This window comes from Haliea sp. (genome assembly GCF_040222615.1).
In the GTDB taxonomy this organism is placed as follows: Bacteria; Pseudomonadota; Gammaproteobacteria; order Pseudomonadales; family Halieaceae; genus Haliea.
On sequence record NZ_JAVKCQ010000108.1, the window covers coordinates 59,738 to 75,885 of the forward strand.

Annotated in this window: 15 protein-coding genes; 9 read left to right on the forward strand and 6 right to left on the reverse strand. The window is 65.7% G+C overall.

Annotated elements, in window-relative coordinates; all coding sequences use genetic code 11:
* Window positions 1-9 precede the first annotated feature (9 nt).
* The 5 genes from RJQ10_RS08885 to RJQ10_RS08905 all read left to right on the forward strand — a co-directional run bounded on the left by RJQ10_RS08885 (window position 10) and on the right by RJQ10_RS08905 (window position 5,466).
* Window positions 10-1,569, forward strand: a complete 1,560-nt coding sequence (locus RJQ10_RS08885; RefSeq protein WP_350145701.1) for a class I adenylate-forming enzyme family protein — start codon at window positions 10-12, stop codon at window positions 1,567-1,569.
* Entirely contained in the window at window positions 1,562-2,422 is an 861-nt protein-coding gene (locus RJQ10_RS08890) for an alpha/beta fold hydrolase (protein ID WP_350145703.1), read from the forward strand. Before RJQ10_RS08885 ends, RJQ10_RS08890 begins: the two co-directional genes overlap by 8 nt.
* A gap of 95 nt (window positions 2,423-2,517) precedes the next feature.
* On the forward strand, window positions 2,518-2,904 hold the full coding sequence (locus tag RJQ10_RS08895) for a nuclear transport factor 2 family protein (protein ID WP_350145705.1): 387 nt from the start codon (window positions 2,518-2,520) through the stop codon (window positions 2,902-2,904).
* 129 nt (window positions 2,905-3,033) lie between these two features.
* On the forward strand, window positions 3,034-3,333 hold the full coding sequence (locus RJQ10_RS08900; RefSeq protein ID WP_350145707.1) for a hypothetical protein: 300 nt from the start codon (window positions 3,034-3,036) through the stop codon (window positions 3,331-3,333).
* A 36-nt stretch (window positions 3,334-3,369) separates the two neighbouring features.
* Entirely contained in the window at window positions 3,370-5,466 is a 2,097-nt protein-coding gene (locus tag RJQ10_RS08905; protein WP_350145709.1) for a TonB-dependent receptor, read from the forward strand.
* On the opposite strand, the gene RJQ10_RS08910 is transcribed toward RJQ10_RS08905, so the two are convergent.
* Entirely contained in the window at window positions 5,449-5,967 is a 519-nt protein-coding gene (locus tag RJQ10_RS08910; RefSeq protein ID WP_350145711.1) for a GNAT family N-acetyltransferase, read from the reverse strand. The two genes, RJQ10_RS08905 and RJQ10_RS08910, sit on opposite strands and share 18 nt — an antisense overlap.
* Window positions 5,968-6,097: 130 nt before the next feature.
* Between RJQ10_RS08910 and RJQ10_RS08915 the strand changes: the two genes are divergently transcribed.
* The 3 genes from RJQ10_RS08915 to RJQ10_RS08925 are packed head-to-tail and all read left to right on the forward strand — an operon-like array spanning window position 6,098 to window position 8,685.
* Window positions 6,098-6,661 carry a UbiX family flavin prenyltransferase gene (locus tag RJQ10_RS08915; RefSeq protein WP_350145713.1) on the forward strand — a complete coding sequence of 188 codons (564 nt, stop codon included), beginning with the start codon at window positions 6,098-6,100 and terminating at the stop codon, window positions 6,659-6,661.
* A gap of 43 nt (window positions 6,662-6,704) precedes the next feature.
* The gene (locus RJQ10_RS08920) at window positions 6,705-7,895 is read left to right on the forward strand and encodes an MFS transporter (RefSeq protein WP_350145715.1); all 1,191 of its coding nucleotides are present in this window, start codon (window positions 6,705-6,707) and stop codon (window positions 7,893-7,895) included.
* A gap of 25 nt (window positions 7,896-7,920) precedes the next feature.
* Complete coding sequence (locus tag RJQ10_RS08925) at window positions 7,921-8,685, forward strand: SDR family oxidoreductase (protein WP_350145717.1); 765 nt, start codon at window positions 7,921-7,923, stop codon at window positions 8,683-8,685.
* Between the two features lie 4 nt (window positions 8,686-8,689).
* On the opposite strand, the gene RJQ10_RS08930 is transcribed toward RJQ10_RS08925, so the two are convergent.
* Window positions 8,690-9,385: a cupin domain-containing protein gene (locus tag RJQ10_RS08930; RefSeq protein WP_350145719.1), complete on the reverse strand. Its 696-nt coding sequence runs from the start codon at window positions 9,383-9,385 to the stop codon at window positions 8,690-8,692.
* A gap of 189 nt (window positions 9,386-9,574) precedes the next feature.
* On the opposite strand from RJQ10_RS08930, the gene RJQ10_RS08935 reads away from it, so the two are divergent.
* Window positions 9,575-10,549 (forward strand): 2-hydroxyacid dehydrogenase, encoded by a 975-nt coding sequence (locus RJQ10_RS08935; protein WP_350145721.1) that lies wholly within the window; start codon window positions 9,575-9,577, stop codon window positions 10,547-10,549.
* Between the two features lie 31 nt (window positions 10,550-10,580).
* Here RJQ10_RS08935 and RJQ10_RS08940 read toward each other — a convergent pair whose 3' ends face one another.
* The 4 genes from RJQ10_RS08940 to RJQ10_RS08955 are packed head-to-tail and all read right to left on the reverse strand — an operon-like array spanning window position 10,581 to window position 16,130.
* A complete protein-coding gene (locus RJQ10_RS08940) occupies window positions 10,581-11,462 on the reverse strand; it encodes an AraC family transcriptional regulator (protein WP_350145723.1) in 882 nt (293 codons plus the stop codon).
* The gene (locus tag RJQ10_RS08945) at window positions 11,459-12,361 is read right to left on the reverse strand and encodes a DUF4340 domain-containing protein (protein ID WP_350145725.1); all 903 of its coding nucleotides are present in this window, start codon (window positions 12,359-12,361) and stop codon (window positions 11,459-11,461) included. Before RJQ10_RS08945 ends, RJQ10_RS08940 begins: the two co-directional genes overlap by 4 nt.
* Window positions 12,358-15,192: a Gldg family protein gene (locus RJQ10_RS08950; protein ID WP_350145727.1), complete on the reverse strand. Its 2,835-nt coding sequence runs from the start codon at window positions 15,190-15,192 to the stop codon at window positions 12,358-12,360. The genes RJQ10_RS08945 and RJQ10_RS08950 overlap by 4 nt, the downstream gene beginning before the upstream one ends.
* On the reverse strand, window positions 15,189-16,130 hold the full coding sequence (locus RJQ10_RS08955) for an ABC transporter ATP-binding protein (protein WP_350145729.1): 942 nt from the start codon (window positions 16,128-16,130) through the stop codon (window positions 15,189-15,191). Before RJQ10_RS08955 ends, RJQ10_RS08950 begins: the two co-directional genes overlap by 4 nt.
* Between the last annotated feature and the right edge of the window lie 18 nt (window positions 16,131-16,148).

A 16,148-nucleotide genomic window follows, 5' to 3' on the forward strand; every position in this document is an offset into this window, starting at 1 on the left:
GTCTGAGGCGTGAAAGAGTTTGAGGCCCCGGTACCACTGTTGCCGGAAATCCTGGCGCTGCACGGCAAGTGGCGCGCGCGCAAACCGGCGGTGATCTGTGGGGACACGCGCCTGGACTGGGCGCAGTTCACGGCATCGAACCACCGGTTTGCCCATGGCCTGCTGTCCCGCGGAGTGGTGGTTGGCGATCGCGTCGGCGTGGTCATGAGCAATGGACTGCCGATGGTACAGGCCCTGTTTGGCACCCTGGCGGCGGGCGCCGTGTCGGTGCCGGTCAACCTGTCGGTCAGTGATGACGCTCTGTTGGGCATGCTCCGCGATGCCGGTATCACTGCCCTGGTTATCTCGGCAGACCAGCGGGAGCGCCTGCAGCGCCTGTTGCCGGACATGCCTGAATCCCTGCGCCTGCGCGTTACCGATGGCGCCGCCGGACCGGATTGGCTGGCGCTGGAGGACTTCTGCGCCGGGCAGTCGGCTGAGCTGCCGACCCTGGCGCTGGCGCCGGATGCGCCGCTCAATATCATCTACAGCTCAGGCACCACGGGGCAGCCCAAGGGTATCCTGCACAGCCACCGCACCCGCCGCGACTGGGCCTACGACCTGGCGATTGCCCTGCGTTACCACGGCGGCGCGCGGACACTGCTGACCCTGGGCCTGTACTCGAACATTTCCTGGGTGGCGATGCTGTGCACGGTGCTGGCGGGTGGCACCCTGGTGGTCCACACCCGGTTCGACCCCGCGGTCTTTCTCGCCAGCGTGGAGCAGGAGCGCATTACCCACACTGCCATGGTGCCGGTCCAGTTCCAGCGCGTGTGCGAACTGATGGCGCAGGGCGGTTTCGATGTCGGCAGCATGCAGGCCATGATGAGCTGTGGCTCACCCCTGCGCGAGGGTCTCAAGCGCGATATTTTCCACCATTTTCCCTGCGGTATTATCGAGCTGTATGGGCTGACCGAGGGTATCATTACCACGCTTGAAACGGAGGAGGCCGCGGGCCGCTGGGATTCTGTGGGCAAGCCGCTGATTGGCACGGATATCTGCATTGTCGATGACGACGACCGGGTGCTGGGCGCCAACAGGCCGGGCGAGATTGTGTCCCGCGGGCGTATCACCATGCCGGGCTACTGGCGTCGCGATGATGCCAATCTCGATTCCGAGTTCGTTGACGAGCAGGGCAGGCAGTGGCTGCGCTCGGGCGATGTCGGCTACATTGACGACCAGGGCTACCTGTTCATCGTCGACCGCAAGAAGGACATGATTTTGTCCGGGGGACAGAATATATATCCCCAGGACATCGAGGCGGTGCTGGTGCAGCACCCCGCCATCAGCGATGTTGCCGTTATCGGCATTGCCAGCGCGCGCTGGGGGGAAACGCCGCTGGCAGTGGTGGTCCCGGCGGTGGGTGCCGCGGAGACCAGCGACGAGCTGCTGAGCTGGGCCAATACCCGCCTGGGCAAACAGCAACGGCTGGCGGCACTGTGCTTTGCCGACAGCTTGCCGCGCAACCCCAACGGCAAGATTCTCAAGCGTGAGCTGCGGCAACAGTTTACGGGGCCTGCGCATGACTGAGTTCGCGGACATCTGGTACCACAGTGGCGATGGCCTGCGCCTCTACGCCCGCGATTATCCGGGACCGGGCCCCGCTGCGCCCGTGGCCCTGTGCATGCACGGCCTGACTCGCAATTCCGCCGATTTCGCCGGGCTGGCGCCGCATCTCGCGCGGCGCTACCGGGTGCTGGTGGCCGAGCAGCGTGGTCGGGGCAATTCGGACTACGATCCGGAGCCGGCCAATTACCACCCGGGTACCTATGTGCAGGACATGTTCGCCCTGCTGGACGGGCAGGGGGTGGAACAGGCCCTGCTGGTGGGCACTTCCATGGGCGGTCTGATGGCGATGCTGATGGCGGCCGCCCAGCCGGCACGGGTCAGTGCAATTGTTGTCAACGATATCGGCCCCGAAGTGGACCCGGCCGGGCTGGCCCGGATCAAGGCCTACGTCGGCAAATCAGCGCCGGTGGCAAGCTGGGAGCAGGCCGTGGCCCAGGTCCGTGCTGTAAACGGTGATGTATTCCCCGATTTTGATGCCGGTGACTGGCTGGCGTTTACCCGAGCCCTGTATCGCGAGGTCGACGGCCGGCCTGTGCTCGCCTATGACCCGGCGATTGCCAGGCCCATGGCCACCAGCGACGACAACGCGGTGCCGCCCGACCTGTGGCCAGTGTTTGACGCGATCCGCGCCCTGCCAATGCTGGTCATTCGCGGCGCCTGCTCCGACATACTTGCGCGCAGCTGCGTGGCGGAGATGCAGCGGCGCAATCCCGACCTGGTCAGTGCCGAGGTTCCGCATCGCGGCCATGCCCCGACCCTCGATGAGGCGGAGTCGCGGCGCGCGATCGATGACTTCCTCGCGACCCTGGGATAGCCCTGCGCCAGTGGCTCCGCGCCGAGGGCCGGGTACAGGTGGACAAGCCGGTCCGGCGGTGGCATCGTAGTTTTTGGTAACGCCCGGGAGGTACCATGTTGCAGGCGCTTGCGCAGTGGCACGAGATCGCCAGGTCAGGGGACCCAGCGCGACTGGATGCGCTGCTGGCAGAAGATTGCGTGTTCTGGTCGCCGGTTGTGCACCGTCCCCAGCAGGGGCGCGATCTCACTCGCCTCTACCTGAGCGGCGCCATGAGGGTGTTCAACGACAGCTTTCGCTATGTCAAGGAAGTCGTTGCCGAGCCCCACGCTGTCCTGGAGTTCACCTGTGACATTGACGGTATCACCGTCAACGGCGTCGACATCATTACCTTCAATGCAGCGGGCAAGATCATCGAATTCAAGGTCATGGTGCGGCCCTTGCAGGGCGTCAATATGCTGCATGCCAAAATGGCCGCGATGCTGGAGCAGCTCGCGGGCTGAACAGGGAGCCCTGCCACCAGAGCCGTACCGCCTCGCTGATGTCCCGGCCCGGTTGTGCGGAAAAATTTGGCGGCAGCTGGAACCAGCCGGTATACTGCTCCGCTGGTAATCGTTCCTGTTGTTGAGACCATGGTTTATCCCTCCACCCTGAGAGTTCGCAGTGGCCGTCTTGCCCGCATTATCGCGGTGCTGGCGTTGCTGTGTCTTACGGGTGTGCAGGCCCTGGAGGCCAGCCATGCCCACGGCTTGGGCGATGCCCCGGCAGAGTGTGTGCTGTGCAAGACCTCGGCCCCAGTGCCGCTGGCAAGTGCTCAGCCACTTCTTGTGCTCAGCCTGCTGTTCACGCTGTTCCTGACAACACCCCGGGCAGCCCGCGCCCGCAACCGCTTCCTGCCCCGCCAGACCACAGGCCCCCCCGTCCACTCCTGAGAAAAGCCCCTCTTTTTCTTTTATTCGGAGTAGACCATGAAACGTTTCATGCCTCTCGCGCTGGCGGTTGCCAGTGCGAATCTGGCGGCGCAGCCGCTGCCTATCGAACATGTGCTGGTGTCGGCGCCCCTGCAAAAACAGGAAGCGGAGACCGCCCTGCCGGTCACCGTGCTCAGTGGTGACGACCTGCGCCGCGCCGCCCGCGCTACCATCGGCGATACCCTGGGTGACATCCCCGGCCTGGCCAATGCGTCCTTCGGGCCGGGGGTCGGGCAGCCGGTAATCCGCGGCCAGCAGGGCCCAAGGGTGACTGTGTTGCAGAACGGCACCAGCAGTGCCGATGCCTCGGCAGTCAGTGCCGACCACGCGGTCTCGGTGGAAACCCTGTTGGCGGACAGCATCGAGGTCCTGCGCGGGCCCGCCACCATGCTCTACGGTGCCGGTGCCATCGGCGGGGTGGTCAATGTCACCGACAACCGGATTCCGCGGCAGCGGATCGACGGCTTCGAGGGCGGCGCGGAAATGCGTCACGACTCCGCCTCGGACATGGACACCACGGTGCTGCGTGGCGATGCCGGCAACGGCGACATTGTCTTTCACATCGATGCGCTGTACCGCGACTGGAACAACCTGGATATTCCCGGCCTGGCGGCCCGTGAGCATGAGGACCACGACCACGATGAAGACGGCCACGAAGACCACGAGGAACCCGAAACAACAGACGGTTATATCGACAATACGGGTGGTCGCACCCGGGCCCTGACCCTGGGCTCCAGCTACCATTTTGACCGGGGACTGGTGGGGCTCGCGGTCAACCGGCTGGAAAACAATTACGGCATTCCCGCCGGCGCCCACGATCACGAAGAAGATCATGAGCACGAGGGGGAAGAGCACGATGACCACGGGGATGACGGGCACCTGGATGAGGAGGGCGGCATCCGCCTGGAGGTCGAGCAGACCCGATACGACCTTGCGCTGGAGCTGACCGAACCGCTGCCCGGCTTCGAGTCACTGCGCAGCACGCTGACCTACACTGATTACGAGCATGCCGAAATCGAGGGCAATGGCGAGGTGGGTACCCTGTACAGCAACGAAACCTGGGAAACCCGGGTGGAGCTGGTGCACGCCGAGGTCGCCGGGTTTCGCGGCGCCCTGGGCCTGCAGGGCAGGGTCGGTGAATTCAGTGCCCTGGGTGAAGAGGCATTTATTCCGGTTACGGATAGCCGCGATCTCGGCCTGTTCCTGATCGAGGACTGGCGCAGGGGTGACTGGATATTCGAAGCTGGTGTGCGGCTGGATCGCGATGAGCGTGACCCCGACGCGGCAAACTCGGGCAAGCAGGATTTCACCTCTGTGAGTGTCTCCGGCTCCGCGATCTGGAATGCCGGCGACGACTGGCAGCTGCGCCTGTACCTGGCCCGGTCGGAGCGCGCGCCGTCCATTGAAGAGCTGTTTTCCAACGTGGACGGTCTCGACCCCGAGGACTGGATCGAACACGCGGCGACCGCAGCGATCGAACTGGGCGATCCGGAGCTTGATACCGAGGTGTCGCGCAACGTGGACCTGTCCCTGCACTGGCACAATGGCAACAAAGACCTCGAGATTACCGTTTACTACAACGACTTTGCCGACTACATCACCCTGATGAACACCGGTCTGGAAGTGGATGAAGTACCGGTGCTGGCCTACGTCCAGGAGGACGCGAAGTTCTACGGCGTGGAAGTCAACGGCCAGTTCGGCCTGGGCAGCTTCGCCGGGGGTGAACTCCAGCTCGGGGTATTTGGTGACGTCACGCGGGGCACGCTGGATGGCGGCGATGCTGTGCCGCGCCTGCCGCCACGACGCATCGGCGGGCGCCTGAGCTGGGGCAACGATGCCGTCGAGCTGTGGACGCGGTTGGTGGCGGCGGCCGGCCAGGATCGGCCCGGGGTCAATGAGGAGCCTACCGACAGTTATACGCGCTGGGATCTCGGCGCCGACTACCGCCTGCCCTTCGGCGACAGTGAGCTGACCCTGTTCCTCGCCGCGCGCAATCTTGCGGATGAGGAAATTCGCCTCAGCACCTCCTTCCTGCGCGATGTAGCGCCGGAAGCGGGACGCTCCTTCGAGGCCGGGTTACGCTACCGGTTCTGAGGCTTCCCAGCCATACAGGCAAAGCTCTTTGTCGTCAGGCGTGAGCTGCACCATGCGCTCATGCCTGAAACCGAGACTTTCCAGCAGCGCCCGGGAGGCTGCGTTCGGCGGAGCGACGATGGCTACCAGCCGGGGCAGCCCCAGGGTGGTGCTGGCGTATTGCAGCACCGCCTGCGCCGCCTCTCTGGCCAAGCCCTGGCCACGTGCCTGTGGCAGCAGCGCGTAGCCTATATCCACATTGTCGAGCACTGGCCGTCGCACCAGGCCACAGATGCCTATGGTATCCCCGCCAGCGCGCTGGCGCATGGCCCAGAGCCCGAAGCCGTGCTCGCGGTAGCTTGCCAGCGGACCCTCTTCCAGGTAGCGCCTGGCGCCGACCTCGTCGCGGATGCCGCGGTCGGCGATGTTGGCAATGAAGTCCGGGTCGTTCACCAGCGCGAGGATGAAGGGGGCGTCGTCCAGGGTCAGGGGTTCGATGGTGAGGCGGTCTGTATGCAGCATGGTTGTCCGGCTTCTGTCTGTGCAAGGCCACAAGCGTACTACAGGACGGCGCCAATGGCGCCCGGGGGTAAGTGAAATCAGGCGGGCGTACTGGTAAAGTGCGGGGTCGTTTCGGCCGGCGAGGCAGGGCATGTCACAGCGCATCATTATCGGGATCAGCGGCGCCTCCGGGATAGTCTACGGAGTCCGCGCACTGCAATTGCTGCGCGACTGCGGGGTGGAGACCCACCTCGTCATGACCAAGTCGGCAGAGCTTACCCTCCACTATGAAATGGACCTGTCCAGCGACGAAGTGAAAGCCCTGGCCACCAAGGTGCACCCCATCCGCAATGTCGGCGCCTCCATTGCCAGCGGCTCGTTCCGGACCGCCGGCATGCTTGTTGCCCCCTGTTCCATTCGCAGTATGGCGGAGATTGCCACGGGCGTGACTTCCACCCTGCTGACCCGGGCCGCCGATGTCGTGCTCAAGGAGCGCCGCCGGCTGGTGCTGATGGTCCGCGAGACTCCGCTACACACCGGCCACCTGCGCAGTCTGACCCAGCTGTCGGAGATGGGCGCGGTGATCGCGCCGCCGGTACCCGCGTTTTATGCCAGGCCCGAGTCCCTGGACGCAATGGTCACCCAGACGGTGGCACGCGCGCTGGAGCTGTTCGATATCGATACCGGACGGGTGATGCGCTGGCAGGGCGACTGAGCATGTCCCGGCGCGCGATCCCGGTTTTCCCGGCAATCGCCTGATGCCAATCCTGTTCGGGGTTGTCCTGCTGGACCTGATTGGCTTCGGCATTGTGATTCCGATCCTGCCGTTCCTGTCCCCGCAGCTCGGTGCCGACAAGGTCGATATCGCCCTGATCATCGTCAGCTATGCCGCCTGCGCCGGTATCTCGGGCCCGTTCTGGGGCAGGCTGTCCGACCGCCTGGGGCGCAAGCCGGTGATCATGCTGTGTCTGGGCGGGGCGGCTGTGTCGTATGTGATGCTGGCCCTGGCTTCGCAGCTGTGGATGATATTCGCGGCCCGGGCTTTCGCCGGGATCATGGCGGGCAATCTCGGCGTGGCCTCTGCCATGATGAGCGACATCACCACCCACGAGGGGCGCGCCAGGGGAATGGGGTTGATCGGCGCGGCCTTCGGCCTCGGGCTGGTGTTGGGGCCGCTGCTGGGCGGGCTGCTGGCAGGTGACAGCGGCAGCTTTACCTTGCCCTGCCTGGTGGCAGGTTGCATGTCCCTGCTCGCCATTTTTGCCGCAGCGCTGTTCCTGCCGGAATCCGTGACGCCGGAGCGGCGCGCCGCCAACCTGCGGCAGCACCGGGACGGCACCCGCCCTGCGACCCTCAGGATGCTGCGGCAGACCGGTAGCCGGCTGCTGGTGCTGCAATACGTGCTGCACGCAGCGGCGATCAGCTCGATCACCTATCTGGTTCCGCTGTGGCTGGGCGACCTGCTGGGCTGGGGTGCACGGCAGGTGGGCATCGTGTTCGGTATCCAGGGGGCAATCATGGTGCTGTTGCAGGGTGGCCTGCTGGGGCCGCTGGTGCAGCTGACGGGGGAGTGGCGACTATTGCGGATCTGCATCAGCTGCCTGATGCTCGGCCTGTGCCTGGCCGTGTTCGCAGGCAGCATGCCCTGGATGCTCGCGGCAATCTACCTCGCCATGTCGGGCGCGACCCTGTGCATGCCATTGCTCAACACCATAACCAGCCAGCGCACCGCCCAGCATCTGCGCGGGCAGATGCTGGGCACCACGTCTTCCGCCGCTTCCTGGGGCCGGGTGATCGGCCCGCTGCTGGCGGGCGCCAATCTGACCCTGTTTGGCTATGCCGGGGCCTGGCTGGGGTGCATTGTGCTGGTGCTGTTCTACCTGGCCTGGGCCCTGGGGGCTCCGCCATCGCGGCATCCCGCCGCGGCGCCTACAGCGGCAGAACCTTGATCAACAGTGAAGGAGAATCCAAGGCATGACGACCAACTTGTTTGACCTGAACGGGCGCATTGCGCTGGTGAGCGGCGCCAGCCGCGGTATTGGCGAGGCGATCGCGCGGCTGCTGGCGGAACAGGGCGCGCATGTGATCGTGTCCAGCCGCAAACTCGACGGCTGTACGCCGGTGGCGAACGCCATCCGCGAAAGCGGCGGCAGCGCTGAGGCCTTCGCCTGCAATGTCGGGGATATGGGTGACATACAGGCCCTGTTCGCCCATATCCGCGCCTCCCACGGGCGGCTCGACATCTGTGTCAACAACGGCGCGGCCAACCCCTATTTCGGCCATGTGCTGGACACCGACCTCGCCGCCTTCCAGAAGACGGTGGACGTCAATATCCGCGGCTATTTCTTCATGTCGGTGGAGGCCGGCAAGCTGATGCGGGAGCAGGGCAAGGGCGCCATCGTCAATACCGCTTCGGTCAATGCGCTGCAGCCCGGTCCGATGCAGGGGATCTACTCAATCACCAAGGCCGCGGTAGTCAACATGACCCGGGTCTTCGCGAAAGAGTGCGGCGGTTTGGGTATTCGCTGCAATGCGCTGCTGCCGGGGCTCACCAAAACGAAGTTTGCCGGCGCCCTGTTCAGCAACGACGAGATCTACCAGGCCGCCATCGAGAAGATCCCCATGCAGCGCCACGCCGAGCCGGAGGAGATGGCGGGGGCTGTGCTGTACCTGGTTTCGGATGCGGCCAGCTACACCAACGGCGAGTGCATCGTGGTCGACGGCGGCCTTACTCTGTAGCGGTTCAGGGCGCGCTGCGCAGGTAGCCGAAGCCGCCCTCCTTGATATAGAGCTCGCAGTACTCGTTGCTGGTGGGGTGGATGGAGCCGCCGGCGGGAATACGCAGCCAGCAGTGGGTGCGGTAGTCGCCCCGCTCATCGCTGAAGCTGCCCTTCAGAACCAGGATCTCGGCGCCCTGGGGGAAGTTGATCTGGCCAATGGCGGCCGGCGTGTCCCAGCTTTCCAGGCGCATGAAGTCTGTGTAGGGCTCCTGGGCGTAGAGTTTTTTCCAGCTGGTGTTCTTGCGCACCGACGGTTGCCAGGGCCGGGCCGGGGTGTTCACGACTACGTGCTCCCGATCGGCACCCGGGTACTGGCGCAATTTTACAAACAGCAGACAGCCCTCGTTGGAGAAGGGCGCATGGCGGAATCCCTCCGGGTTGAGGAGGTAGGTTCCCGCCGGCCAGTCGCCGTGTTCGTCGGAGAAGACACCTTCCAGAACCAGGATTTCCTCCCCCTGGGGGTGATCGTGCGCGGGAAACCGTGCGCCGGGCTGGTAGCGTACCAGGGAGGTCACCTGGCCGGATTCTGCCTGGCCCACCCGGTGCAGGCGCTTGCGCAATACGTGGCCGCCAGGGCTGGGTGTCCAGTCCATGGCCCCGGTATCCACGACGACATGCCGGGAGAGGTCGCCGTTCAGTGCAGCACTGCTGTCATTCATGTTCTGGCCTGTGAGGTAAAGTCGGGTCTGCGATGGCAGGGGGCTTCGACTGCCGGGAGGGGCGGTTGTTCCCCCGGCGCAGGCACACATCATAATCCGATTGGGAGTCTGCAGAAACCACAGCAGCTTCCGCCGATTTCCCCTGTCCGCGCTGTTGCCGGTCGCCGGGTTTGCGGTATGCTCGCTGCCATGGACAGGAAAGTTTTTGTTACCCACGAACTGCCGGGCTGCCGCATCCACGAGCTGTCGGAGCTCTGCGATGTCAACGTGTGGCTGGGTCCGGGACTGCTGCCCGCAGCCTCGCTGCGCGAAGAGCTGGGTGGCTGCCAGGGGCTGGTCTGCCTGCTCACGGATCGTATTGACCGGGAGCTGCTGGACGCGATGCCCGGGCTGGAGTTTGTCTCCAGCATGTCCGCGGGTGTCGATCATGTCGATGTGGCTGCGCTGACGGCGCGTGGCATCCCCCTGGGGCATACCCCGGGAGTGCTGGCGGACACTACCGCGGATACCGCCTTTGCCCTGCTGCTGGCAGCGGCCCGGCGAATCTCCGAGGCGGACCGTTTTGTGCGCCAGGGCGCCTGGCGGCGTGAGAACCGCTGGTCGCCGGACTTCTTTACTGGCAAGGATGTCAGCGGCGCCACCCTCGGTGTGATCGGTCTCGGCGAGACCGGGCAGGCGGTTGCGCGCCGGGGGGCGGCCTTCGGCATGGACGTGGTGGGCTGGAACCGCAGCCCCAGGGACGTTTCCGGGATCGAGCAGCTGCCACTGGAGGAGCTGCTGGCACGCAGCGACTTCGTCAGCGTGCACCTGGCGTTGACCGAGGACACCCGTGGCATGCTCGGCGCCGCGCAAATCGCCGCGATGAAACCGGGTGCCGTACTGGTGAACACTGCCCGCGGCGGGATTGTCGATGAGCAGGCACTGGCGGCGGCGCTCGCCAGCGGCGCCCTGTACGCCGCCGGGGTCGATGTTTTTGCCGAGGAGCCGGTGCCGGTGGACAATCCGCTGCTGGCTCTGCCCAATGTGGTACTGGCACCGCACATCGGCAGTGCCACGACCCGGACCCGGGCGCGGATGGCGGATATCGCCGCCGCCAATGCCATCGCCGCCCTGCGCGGGCAGCCCATGCCGCACTGTGCGAATCCCGAGGTCTACGCGCGCTGAGTTGCGGTCGCGGGCCGTGTCGACAGTGGGGCTATTTACGCACCGAACTGCGGTAGGCCCGCGGCGACAGCCCCACGGTCTGCCTGAACAGGCGCGAGAAGTACAGTGCATCCCCATAGCCCACCGCAGCCGCGATGGCTTTCACGCTCAGGTCGGAGCTGTCCAGCAGCTGGCAGGCGTACTCGATTTTCATGTGCAGGAAGTGCTTGATCGGTGAGTAGCCGGTCAACGCCTTGTAGCGGCTGGCAAAGTGGTACTTGGAGAGATGCGCGACTGCCGCTAGCTCCTCCAGCTCCAGGCTGCCGTGGATCCTGTCGTGCATAATGCCCTGGATCGCCTCCAGGTCCAGCCCGGTGGTGTGGGTTGCGCGCTGGCGGTTGGCTTCCAGTACGATCTGGGTGAACAGATGTCGGCACTGGTTGGCGGCGTTGATAAAGGCGCTGCTGCTGTAGCCGGTTCGGTTGACCGCCAACAGGGTGTGGAAGGCGGCAATCAGCCCGGGGGCAATACCGGCGTGGATAACCGCCCGGCCTTCCCGGTAGCCGAGATACTCCATGAAGATCCGGCTGCTGATACCCTGGAAGTGGATCCAGTACAGGCTCCAGGGGTCTTCCTGGTCGGCGCTGTAGCTGTGGCCCAGGCCCTGGGGCAGCAGGATCAGGTCGCCGGCGCCTATGTCCTGCCGCTGCCCGCCGATGCGCAGGCGGCCCCGGCCGTCGACACAGTACAGCAGCAGATTGTCGTCGTGGCGCGGGCGCCGCATCCGGTGTCCGCGCGCCTGCGGGTAGTAGCCCATCGCGGTGGGATAGCAATCCCGGGTAAGCGGGTGGCGGTGCAGCTGTTCCAGCATGAACGCCGGGGTCAGGAAGCGCACCCCCTCGGCCGGCAGCGGCCACTGTGAGGTACTGCTCACGGCAAGCCGTTCAGGCGCCCGGAGTCCAGCGTTTGCAGGCGGTCAAAGTCGTAGGCGCTGAGGGTGAAGAACAGGTCGTAGCGCTGGTCGTGGATAAAATGCTCTTCTTCCAGCAGGTAGAACGCAAGTTGCAGCGATTCCCCTGCGGTTTCGATGTCCAGGCTGAAAGCCGGTGCCGATACCGCCAGCGTGCGCTGCTGGTCTTCCGTGGCGATACCGTCCACCTGCAGGTTTGCCAGGGAAACCAGCAGGGCGTCCAGCTCCCTCGGTTCCGGCGCCGCACCGTTTGCTGCCCGCCAGTCCCCGTTGTCCAGGCGGGTCAGGGCGAAGCCGTCGCCACCGCGAATCTTTTCTGGTGTCGGTACCTGCAGCAGGCTCCGGTCCAGCCAGGCGTTATCGGTGGCCGGGGCGTCAAAGCTGTTGAAGGCGATGCTGAAGATGGCGTCGTCCGCGGCGCTGCGGGCATGGATACGGCGAAACGCGGGTGCCGTGCCGAGGAATACAGTGCCCAGCTGGGCGTCGTCGGCGCCGATCAGGGTCACGCTGCGCTGGAAGCTGTAGCTGGCGACCTCAAATCGCTGCCTGGCTGCGACACTGGTGGCGACCGGGTAGCCGTGCCATTCCACTGCAAGCACCTGCAGCAGGCGCTCGACCAGGGCGCTGTCCGCGGGCAGGTCCTGCTGTGCCGGCAGCCGCCAGCTCCCCTCAATGCGCTGCAGGAAAGCTTCGTTCCCCTGGTCGTCGGCGAGCTGGATCGCGCGGACTTCGGCCGGGTCGATCGCCAGTAGCGGGGCCGCGGGATCCGCAACAAGCTGCGCCTGCTGCGGCCAGTAGACCACTGCGGTCAGGAACAGCTGGATCACCAGCACCAGCAGCAGGACACCGTTGCTGCGGGTCACAGGGCCAGACTCCGGCGATAGTAGCGCCGGCGGAACATGGCGCGGAGCCAGTGCACCCCAGCCAGCAGCAGTAGCCAGGCCACCGCCAGGCCATAGTTCAGGTACTCGATGAATTGCTGTGCCTCCCGGCTCATGGGGGGCAGGGTGCGATTGAAGTGGGCCCGGGAGCGGATTTGCAGCAGGGATTCATCCTGCAGCGACCACTCCAGGGTATTCATGAACAGCTCCAGCGGTCCGAGATACTGGGTGCCTGCGGCGGCCACCACGGCTTTCAGCATCTGGTCGTCCATGAAATCATTGGAGGCGAACACGATCAGCCGCGCGGATTCCGGCGAGCGCTCAAGCACGGTCCGCACCCCGGCGGTGGCATCGTCGACCAGTGGCGGTGCCTTGCGTCCCGCGAACCAGGAACTGAACCGGCCTTCCAGGGCCACGCCCAACTGGAACTGCTGGCGCTCGGCCGCGGGCGTGAACAGTGGCGCGTCGCTCCCGTCCTGGCGCGGCAGGACGTCGCGCTCGGTGGAGGTCCAGGCCTCCGGCGAGCTGCGCAGCAGGCTGGTCAGCCGCAGTCCCGGCGGCGGGTCGGCGGTTACCGGGGAGGCCCAGCCCATGGTCAGCTGGGGCAGGTTGTCGGTTATCGGGTGCTCCGGATTCAGCCCCGGCGGGCGCAGGTCGATAAAGTAGGGGTAATCGATCATCTGCACATCGCGGAACTCGTACTCCCCAATCGTGCGCAGTATCGGTGCCGGGAACGCGGCGCTTTGCGGATCCAGCACCAGGCTCCGGTCGATGCTGATACCGTGGGATCCAAGCCAGTCGTCAAGGCCGCTGCTGTAGTCGAGCAGGCGCATTTCTCCCGCGGTCAATTCAACGCTGAAGGGCGACGTTGCCAGCACCACGGTACCACCGCGCATCAGGAACTGGTCGATCGCGAACAGGGCGGCCCGGTCCAGATCCCGGGGAGCGACGACAGCCAGGATGTCCGCGCCGGGGTCGACCTGCCCGTCCGCAAGCTGCTCCAGGCGGATGCTGTAGTCGCGGGTTATGGCCTGCTCCAGATTGGCGAAAGTGGGTGCGCCCAGGTGATAGCGGGCCATCTGCTCGTTGAGTTCCGGCGCCGCCAGTGCAACGGTGCGGGTGAAGCCGCTGGCGAAGCGCTTGATACCCGCATCCAGCATCGGCACGAAATCCGCGGGATCGAACTCCTCCGTGGGCAGCTGCACCACCTGGTGATTGTCCTCCAGGGTCAGGTAGAACCAGAACTCCTGTTCCTCGCCCAGGGCCGAGATCATCGGCCGGAAGCCCCAGTCCTCGCCGAGCTTGCGGGCGATTTCACCCCCGTTTGCTTCCGGTTGTACGAAGCGGTAACTGAACATGCCGCCGGACTGGGCGACTTTCTCTTCCAGCTGGTTGACCATGGCGTTCCTGTAGTCGCGCAGCAGGTCCGGCAACTCTTCCTCGGCGGAAACATAGGCCACCAGCTCCACCGGCCGCTGCAGCCCCTGGAACAGGTTGCCGCCCAGCTGATAGCTGTAGAGCACCTCGCGGACTGCCCGGGTGAGGTCAAACTCGGGGTTGCGCAGGCGCACTTCGGCTTCGGTATTGCCGGCGGTGCGGACGTCGATCAGGTCGGTAAAGCCCAGGGTCGCAAACTCATCGCCATAGCTGACCAGGACGTGAAACCAGGCGTTGACCAGCGCGGACTGGTAGCGGTCCGCAACCTGCAGCGGCGTCGCACGCATCTGGTAGCGTTCGTTGGCCTCCTGCTCCAGCTCCGGGTGTGCGGCGGGATCAATGAACTCGACCCGTACCCGGTCACCCCCGGCGATGGCGTACTCCTGTATCAGGTCGCGCAGCTGGGGCACCAGCGGTGCCAGCAGCGGGTGGGTGCGGGCGCTGAAATAGCCTCGTATCAGCAGAGGTTCCTCCAGTCGCGCCAGCAGTTCCCGGGTGGGTGCGGAAATGGAGTACAGGCGGCCCTCGGTAACGTCGAGGCGCAGGGCCGGCAGCCGCTGCAGCCAGATGTTCGCCAGTACCAGGTTCGCGAGCAACAGCACCAGTCCGATGCGCCAGCGTCTCTGGCGCGCGGTGCGGGCATCCCGGGCCCAGCGCTCGCGTTCCAGGCTGTAGACATTGAGTGCCAGAAAGCCGCCCACCAGGGTGAGGTACCAGGCCAGGTCGCGCAGGTCGAGAACGCCGCGGCTAATGCTCTCGAAACGGGAGCCGGTGCCAATCAGCCGCAGCAGTTCGCCGCTGCGGTCGTCGAAGAAGCCGGTGAGGGTGCTGCTGCCCAAAAGGTACAGCAGGCCGCAAATGGCGACGGTGCCGATCAGGCTGACGATGGGGTTGTCGGTGCGGGAGGAGACGAACAGGCCGATGCTGAGATAGGCGGCACCCAGCAGGGCGGTAGCCAGGTAGCCCGCCCCTACCGGCCCCCAGTCCAGATCCGCCATCAGGCTTGCGGTCACCGGCAGGGGCAGTGTCGCCAGCAGGGCCAGCAGCAGAAGGCTGAAGCAGGCGCGGAACTTGCCGAGCACGAAGCGCCAGATGCCGGCGGGCTGGATCAGCACATGCTCCAGGGTGCCGGTTCGTCGCTCCTCGCTCCACATGCGCATGGTGAGGGCGGCGCTGAGAGGTATCAGCAGCAGTGGCATCCACTCAAACAGCGGCCGGACATCGGCGATGTTGCGGGCGAACCAGGATTCGACCCAGAAGAAGATGAACAGGGTTACCGCGGCGAACACGGCCAGGAACAGCCAGGCCACGGGTGAGCCGAAAAACAGGCGCATCTCCTTCTGTGCCACCCGGCGGCTGACGCTGCCGGTGCTCACGACGCGGCTCCTTCGCCGGTGGTGGCCTCGCGGAAGATGCTGTCCAGGTCCCGCACCACTGGCTGTAGCTGATAGAGGCAGGCACCGGCTGCGACAACGCACTTGGCGATGTTGTTGGCGGCGGTGTCGATGTCGGCGCGCTCGTGCAGCTGCAGCAGCCAGGTGCCGCTGCCGGGCTCGCCCCGGTCACTGGTGACGCTGGCGATCTGGGGCAGTCGCCGCAGCCAGGTTTCCAGTGCCGGTTCCTCCAGCCCGGCCCTGAGCCTGAGAGTGCGGCTTTCGCGCAGGGCGATGAGTGGCTGGTCCAGCACCAGCCGGCCGGCGGCCAGCACCAGCACCCGGTCACAGACCGCCTCCACCTCCTGCATGATGTGCGTGGAGAGAATCACCGTGGCGCGCTGGGCCAGGCGCCGCAGCAGCTCCCGCATTTGTGCCGTCTGCTCCGGATCCAGGCCGTTGGTGGGCTCGTCGAGGATCAGCAGGCGCGGCTGCCCGAGGATGGCCTGGGCGACACCGACCCGCTGGCGCAGTCCCCGGGACAGGCGGTAGATCGGATCCAGTGCCCGCTCGCCGAGGTCTGTTGCGGCGATAGCCTCGCGCAGGGCCAGGTGGCGGTCCGCCGCCGCGATACCCTTGAGGGTTGCAGCATATTCCAGGTAGTCCGCTACGGGCATTTCCGGGTACACCGGCAGGTGTTCCGGCAGGTAGCCCAGCTGCATCTGCACCTCGCGTGCCCGGGTCGCCATGTCGGCGCCGGCAATGGTGATGCTCCCCGCCGAAGGTTCCAGAAAACCGCTGAGCATGCGCATGATGGTGGTTTTGCCAGCGCCGTTGTGGCCCAGCAGCCCCACCACCTCGTTGGCGCCGATGCGGAAGCTGACGTTGTCCACCGCCGGAGTGGCCCCGTAGCTGCGTGACAGCGAATCGACTTCGATCATGGCGCCTTGCCCGGGTGG